Annotated in this window: 7 protein-coding genes and 1 pseudogene; 4 read left to right on the top strand and 4 right to left on the bottom strand. The window is 72.6% G+C overall.

Annotation, left to right across the window (positions count from 1 at the left end; translation table 11 throughout):
• From AOK23_RS40255 to AOK23_RS40245, 4 genes are all read left to right on the top strand, one after another.
• The coding region (locus AOK23_RS40255) for a GNAT family N-acetyltransferase (RefSeq protein ID WP_240496782.1) at positions 1 to 179 on the top strand (179 nt) is incomplete at its 5' end.
• Positions 176 to 322, top strand: coding sequence for a putative leader peptide (locus tag AOK23_RS52165; RefSeq protein ID WP_420823794.1), 147 nt, complete (start codon positions 176 to 178; stop codon positions 320 to 322). The genes AOK23_RS40255 and AOK23_RS52165, both read left to right, overlap by 4 nt.
• A gap of 78 nt (positions 323 to 400) precedes the next feature.
• Complete coding sequence (locus AOK23_RS40250) at positions 401 to 1,666, top strand: LLM class flavin-dependent oxidoreductase (protein ID WP_055717375.1); 1,266 nt, start codon at positions 401 to 403, stop codon at positions 1,664 to 1,666.
• 19 nt (positions 1,667 to 1,685) lie between these two features.
• Positions 1,686 to 3,044 carry an NtaA/DmoA family FMN-dependent monooxygenase gene (locus AOK23_RS40245; RefSeq protein ID WP_055717374.1) on the top strand — a complete coding sequence of 453 codons (1,359 nt, stop codon included), beginning with the start codon at positions 1,686 to 1,688 and terminating at the stop codon, positions 3,042 to 3,044.
• A gap of 79 nt (positions 3,045 to 3,123) precedes the next feature.
• Here AOK23_RS40245 and AOK23_RS40240 read toward each other — a convergent pair whose 3' ends face one another.
• From AOK23_RS40240 to AOK23_RS51005, 4 genes and pseudogenes are all read right to left on the bottom strand, one after another.
• Positions 3,124 to 3,450 carry a DUF3140 domain-containing protein gene (locus AOK23_RS40240; protein WP_055717373.1) on the bottom strand — a complete coding sequence of 109 codons (327 nt, stop codon included), beginning with the start codon at positions 3,448 to 3,450 and terminating at the stop codon, positions 3,124 to 3,126.
• Between the two features lie 49 nt (positions 3,451 to 3,499).
• A complete protein-coding gene (locus AOK23_RS40235; protein WP_055717372.1) occupies positions 3,500 to 3,985 on the bottom strand; it encodes a Dps family protein in 486 nt (161 codons plus the stop codon).
• A 21-nt stretch (positions 3,986 to 4,006) separates the two neighbouring features.
• Positions 4,007 to 4,309: a WhiB family transcriptional regulator gene (locus AOK23_RS40230; protein ID WP_055717376.1), complete on the bottom strand. Its 303-nt coding sequence runs from the start codon at positions 4,307 to 4,309 to the stop codon at positions 4,007 to 4,009.
• A 109-nt stretch (positions 4,310 to 4,418) separates the two neighbouring features.
• Positions 4,419 to 4,571, bottom strand: a pseudogene (locus tag AOK23_RS51005) (lysophospholipase); the annotation flags it as partial.

Genomic DNA, 4,571 nt, shown 5'->3' with positions numbered 1-4,571 from the left:
AGGAACGGGATGTCGCCGCGGTCGCGGATGCCCGCGGCGACATCCCGTTCCTGCACGCCGCCGCCGACAACACCTCCGCCGTCCGGCTCTACGAGTCGCTCGGCTTCACCGTGCGCCGCCGCTCCACGATCCTCACGGTCCGCAGCCCGGGAACAGCCCCCGAGGCGGCGGTGTTGTGAGGGACGAGGCGATCCGCGCGGCGCCCTCGCGCGCCCGGACGAAGGAGGTGACGGCCGTGCCCCGTGCGCCGCACGCCGTCCGCCTCCACTCCCGGCCGCACATCGACCTCCAGCGCGTGGCCGGCGCGCTCTGTCGCTCCTGACCCGTCGCCCCAGCTCCGCCCTGTCCCGCCCCGCCGCGGGCCGGCGCTCTCCAACGGACCTCCAGGAAGGCACCCTCCGTGTCCCCTTCTTCTCCTCTGCACCTCGCCGTCGCCCTGGACGGCGCCGGCTGGCACCCGGCGGCCTGGCGTGAGCCGGTGGCCCGCCCCCGGGACCTGTTCTCCGCCGGGTACTGGGCGGACCTGGTCACCGAGGCCGAGCGCGGACTGCTCGACCTCGTCACGATCGAGGACGGGCTCGGCCCGCAGTCCTCGCACCTCACGGAGCCCGACGACCGCACCGACCAGGTACGCGGCCGACTGGACGCCGTCCTCGTCGCCGCCCGCGTCGCCCCGCTCACCCGGCACCTAGGGATCGTCCCGACCGTGGTGGCCACCCACACCGAGCCGTTCCACATCTCCAAGGCCATCGCCACCCTCGACTACGTGAGCACCGGCCGCGCCGGTCTGCGCGTCCAGGTGACGGCCCGCCGCAACGAGGCCGCCCACTTCGGCCGCCGCACCTTCCCCCCGCTGGACCCCGACGACGTCAGGCACCCCACCGACCCGGCCGTACGGCAGCTCCTCGGCGGCCTCTTCGACGAGGCGGCGGACCATGTCGAGGTCGTCCGCCGCCTCTGGGACAGCTGGGAGGACGACGCCGAGATCCGGGACGTCGCCACCGGCCGCTTCATCGACCGCGACAAGCTGCACTACATCGACTTCGAGGGCGCCCACTTCAAGGTCAAGGGCCCCTCTATCACACCCCGCCCGCCGCAGGGCCAGCCGATCGTCAGCGCCCTCGCCCACCGCCATCCCACCGGCGCCCCCTTCCGGCTCCTGGCCCGCTCCGCCGACCTCGGCTACCTCACCCCCGAGGACGCCGACGACGCCCGCGCCCAGGTCACCGAGGTCCGCACCGCCCAGGCCGAGGCGGGCCGAGCCGACCAGACCCTGCACCTCTTCGGCGACCTCGTCGTCCTCCTCGACGACACCCCGGAGGCCGCCCGGTCCCGCCGCGCACGCCTCGACGAACTGGACGGCGCCCCGTACACGAGCGACGCCCGCATCTTCACCGGAACGCCGGAACAACTCGCCGATCTGCTGCTGGAGTTGGGGGAGTCCGGGCTGACCGGCTTCCGGCTGCGGCCCGCCGTCGCCGGCCACGACCTCCCCGCCATCACCCGGGGCCTGGTTCCCGAACTCCAGCGCCGGGACGCCTTCCGGCACGCCTACGAGGCCGACACCCTGCGCGGACTGCTGGGCCTGCCCCGCCCCGCCAACCGCTACTCCCCCCAGCTCTCGACTTCGCGCGAGCCCGGGGCGACCCCCATCGCGACCGCCTGAGCCGGAGGGACCGTACGACATGAGCAAGCCGCTGAAGCAGATCCATCTGGCCGCGCACTTCCCCGGCGTCAACAACACCACCGTGTGGAGCGACCCCGAGGCCGGCAGCCACATCGAGTTCAGCTCCTTCGCGCACTTCGCGCGGACCGCCGAACGCGCCAAGTTCGACTTCCTGTTCCTCGCGGAAGGGCTGCGCCTGCGCGAACAGGGCGGAAAGATCTACGACCTGGACGTCGTCGGCCGCCCCGACACCTTCACCGTCCTCGCCGCGCTCGCCGCGGTCACCGAACGCCTAGGCCTCACCGGCACGATCAACTCCACCTTCAACGAACCGTACGAGGTGGCCCGCCAGTTCGCGAGCCTCGACCACCTCTCCGCCGGGCGCGCCGCCTGGAACGTCGTCACCTCCTGGGACGCCTTCACCGGCGAGAACTTCCGCCGGGGCGGCTTCCTGCCGCAGGAGGAGCGCTACTCACGGGCCAAGGAGTTCCTCGCCACCGCCAACGAACTCTTCGACTCCTGGCAGGGGGACGAGATCACCGCCGACCAGGAGACCGGGACGTTCCTGAGCGACGCCAAGGCCGGGGCCTTCGTCCACACCGGGCAGCACTTCGACATCGAGGGCCGCTTCAACGTGCCGCGCTCCCCGCAGGGCCGCCCGGTGATCTTCCAGGCGGGCGACTCCGACGAGGGCCGCGAGTTCGCCGCGGCCGCCGCCGACGCCATCTTCAGCCGGCACGCCACCCTCGACGCCGGCCAGGCGTTCTACACCGACGTCAAGAGCCGCCTCGCCGCGTACGGCCGCCGCCCCGACCAGCTGCTCATCCTGCCCGCCGCGAGCTTCGTCCTCGGCGACACCGACGCCGAGGCCGAGGAACTCGCCAAGGAGGTGCGCCGGCAGCAGGTCAGCGGCGCCACCGCCCTCAGGCACCTGGAGTTCGTCTGGAACCGGGACCTGTCCGCCTACGACCCTGAGGGCCCGCTCCCCGACATCGACCCGGACGTCGACGGCACCCACATCTCCCAGGGCCGCGCCCAGGTCCGCATGTACCGCGACCCGCTCGCCACGGCCCGCGCCTGGCGCGAGCTGGCCGCCGCGAACAACTGGTCCATCCGCGATCTCGTCATCGAGACCGGCAACCGGCAGAACTTCGTCGGCTCCCCGGCCACGGTCGCCAGGACCATCAACGAGTACGTCCAGTCCGACGCCGCCGACGGCTTCATCCTCGTCCCCCACATCACCCCGACCGGCCTGGACGCCTTCGCCGACCGGGTCGTCCCCCTCCTCCAGGAACAGGGCGTCTTCCGCGCCGACTACGAGGGAACGACCCTCCGGGACCACCTGGGCCTGGACACCCCCGGCCTCACCGGTCCCTGACCCCCGGGCACGCCGAGGCGGCGCCCGCGCTCTCGCGGGCGCCGCCGGTGGGGGACGGGGACGGACGGGGCAGGGACAGCTAAGCCCTGAGCGGGTCGTGCCCCAGCGTCATCAGCCGGTGGCGGCGGTGCGTCCCGTCCGCGTCCGGCTCGTGCTCCTGTTGCGCGTTCACCGCGTCCACGACCCCGTACATCACCTGGAAGTCGTCCTCGGTGAGGTCCGCGCGCCGCTTCTGCAGGATCTCCAGCACCCGCCGGCCGCTGGGGGACCCCGGCTGCTCGGGCAGCGCCTCGCTCTCCTCGTCGGCGTACCGGCTGTGGAGCCAGACCTCCAGCTCCTGCGAGGTCATGTTCACCACGCGGTGGAACTCGTCCCACAGCGCGTCCCGTTCCAGGGCGTCGGTCATCGCAGCCCCCTTAGCTGCTCGTGCTCGCGTACGGCCGCGGGGCGTGCGCTCATGCGTTCTCGCGCGGCCAGTTCTCCGCCTCGAACATCCAGCGCTGCTTCTCCAGCTCGGCGGTGAGGGAGATCAGCAGATCCTGCGACACCTTGTCCGCCTCCTCGGTCGCCTCGATGCGCTCCCGCAGGCGGCCGATCGCGGTCGTGAGCGTCTCCACCAGGAGCCGCACGACGTCGTTGTCCCGGAGCCAGCCCTCCTTGGTGCCCGGCAGGGCGAACCGGGCCGCGACCGTCTCGGGGCGGCCGTCGGGCGCGATACCCAGCGCCGCCGCGCGTTCGGCGACCTGGTCGGAGTACGACCGTGCCGTGGAGACCACCTCGTCGAGCTGGAGGTGGATCGAACGGAACCTCGGGCCCACGATGTTCCAGTGGGCCTGCTTGCCGATCAGAGACAGCCCCAGCAGGTCGACCAGGGTCTCCTGCAGCGCGTCCCCGGTCACCCGGAGAGCCGACTCGGGCAGGGTGCTCCTCACTATCGTCATCAGGTGAAACTCCTCATCGCATCAATGGCGCGTCATCGCTTCATGGCGCGTCGCCCCGTGCCGCGCCAACGCTTCGTGCCGGGCCGCCTCGACGCTCCCGGCCGTGCGGAGCAGTGCGGTGCGTTCCGCCTCGCACATGCCGCCCCACACGCCGGACGTCTGCCCGCTGCCGAGCGCCCAATGCAGACACTCGCGCAGCACGGGGCACCGGGCACAGACGCGCTTGGCGGCCTCGATGTCGTCGAGCGCTGGTCCTGTTGTGCCCACGGGGAAGAACAACTCGGGGTCCTCGCCCACGCAGGCCGCTTGCCGCAACCACTCCATGCGGGGCCGGGTGCCCAGGACGCATGGGGGAAAACGCGGCATGCCACAGCGGTGGACGCGGGCCTTCCACATCCCCCCGCGCGCCCGCCCACCGGGCCCCGCGCGGACCTCAGTCGGCGAGCACGCCGTCCACGAACTCCTTGACGTCCGCGAGGACTTCGTCCCGGTTCGTCTCGTTGAACACCTCGTGCCGGGCACCCGGGTACACCCGCTCCACCCACACGGCGCCGCGCAACTCCTCGACGCCGGTGCGGCTGCCGGC

The organism is Streptomyces torulosus (assembly GCF_001419765.1).
In the GTDB taxonomy this organism is placed as follows: domain Bacteria; phylum Actinomycetota; class Actinomycetes; order Streptomycetales; family Streptomycetaceae; genus Streptomyces; species Streptomyces torulosus.
This window is presented reverse-complemented; position numbering and strand designations above follow the sequence as displayed.

What these genes read in the sequence shown, in the direction of transcription:
- AOK23_RS40245 (WP_055717374.1), top strand. Translation starts at nt 1,686, where the DNA reads ATGAGCAAGCCGCTGAAGCAGATCCATCTGGCCGCGCACTTCCCCGGC.
- AOK23_RS40240 (WP_055717373.1), bottom strand. Translation starts at nt 3,450, where the DNA reads ATGACCGACGCCCTGGAACGGGACGCGCTGTGGGACGAGTTCCACCGC.
- AOK23_RS40235 (WP_055717372.1), bottom strand. Translation starts at nt 3,985, where the DNA reads ATGACGATAGTGAGGAGCACCCTGCCCGAGTCGGCTCTCCGGGTGACC.
- AOK23_RS40230 (WP_055717376.1), bottom strand. Translation starts at nt 4,309, where the DNA reads ATGGAGTGGTTGCGGCAAGCGGCCTGCGTGGGCGAGGACCCCGAGTTG.